This is a genomic window from Mycobacterium sp. IDUB_19 (assembly GCF_055419445.1).
Genome location: NZ_JBVAXR010000156.1, coordinates 1 through 1,147, shown reverse-complemented (window position 1 = coordinate 1,147; position 1,147 = coordinate 1). Strand labels below are relative to the sequence as shown.

Here is a 1,147-nt window from a genome sequence, read left to right as displayed (position 1 = left end):
TAGCTGCGGCGCGCAGGTGCTGGTGCGCAAGAGCGCCTGGAACCAGACCAGCGTGCAGTGGAACGCCGACGCGACGGGCCGGTGCACCGAGCGCGCGGAAGCCCAGAAGGTGTCGGCCCACGCCAACCGTGGGGTGTTCCTGGTTTGTTCGGCGCTGCGCGAGTCGATCCTCGACGCGGTGCGGCACGGGGAGCTGTCTATCGTCGACGAGACGGAGGGCGCTGTGTGGCAAGCACATTCGCCCGATCCGCCATGGCCGAGCCAACATACTCCGGCTCAGTGAGCAGATAGAACCGGCCGTCGGCAGCCTGTTCGAATATCGTCGCCGCGGCCGCCCGTGGATCCATGGCCCCGGCCTTGACGTCCAGCATTGCCGCGCGCTGCGCCTCGGCGACGGTGCCGTCACCGCCGTGGTCGACACCGCCCGCCGACTCGAAGATGTTGGACTTCACCGCGCCCGGCAACACGGCCTGTACGTGAACGTGGTCGGCGTGTCCGGCCGCCTGGACATCGAGATACAGGCACTCGGTCAACGCCAGCACCGCATGCTTGCTCACGATGTAGGGCGCCTGCAACGGAATTGCCACCACGCCGCCGACCGACGACAGGTTCCACACCCAGGCCTGCTCGTCGCTGGCCATCATCTTCGGCAGAAAAGCGCGCACGCCGTGGAACACCCCGCTGATGTTGATGTCCATGACCCGCTGCCAGTTGGCCAGGGGCGTATCCCACAGGTAGCCGAACTGTTCTACGCCGGCGTTGTTCACCAGTAGCCGCACCGCGCCGACATCGCGGTAGGTGCGGTCGGCGAGTTCCTGCACCGCGTCTGGGTTGCGCACGTCGCACGCGACGTCGACCGCCGATCCTCCTGCCGCGCAAAGCTCCTCACGCACAGCCGCGACGGCATCGGCGTCGACGTCGGCGAGCACCACCGTCATCCCGAGCGTGACCGCGTGGCGGGACAGGCCCGCGCCGATGCCCGCGCCGGCTCCGGTGATGACTGCGACGCCGCCGGCGAACGGACTCACGCGTACTGCAACGCGGGGCTTTGACGCACCGGGAGCAGCGGGCGCAGCGGCTGAAGCGTCGGAGCGACCCGCGGCGGGCCGTCTTCGACGTTGCGCCAGATGCCCATCGCCGTCATGCG

Annotated in this window: 2 protein-coding genes and 1 pseudogene; 1 reads left to right on the top strand and 2 read right to left on the bottom strand. The window is 68.9% G+C overall.

The annotated features are described in order from the left end of the window. Positions 1-283: hypothetical protein (locus ACZY0B_RS27590; protein WP_463767395.1), on the top strand; the 283-nt coding region annotated here is incomplete at its 5' end. Here ACZY0B_RS27590 and ACZY0B_RS27585 read toward each other — a convergent pair. Together ACZY0B_RS27585 and ACZY0B_RS27580 are read right to left on the bottom strand one after the other, a co-directional pair. After that, positions 198-1,028, bottom strand: a complete 831-nt coding sequence (locus tag ACZY0B_RS27585) for an SDR family NAD(P)-dependent oxidoreductase (RefSeq protein WP_463767394.1) — start codon at positions 1,026-1,028, stop codon at positions 198-200. The two genes, ACZY0B_RS27590 and ACZY0B_RS27585, sit on opposite strands and share 86 nt — an antisense overlap. Beyond that, positions 1,025-1,147 (bottom strand): annotated as a pseudogene (locus ACZY0B_RS27580) (IclR family transcriptional regulator); the annotation flags it as partial. The gene ACZY0B_RS27585 and the pseudogene ACZY0B_RS27580, both read right to left, overlap by 4 nt.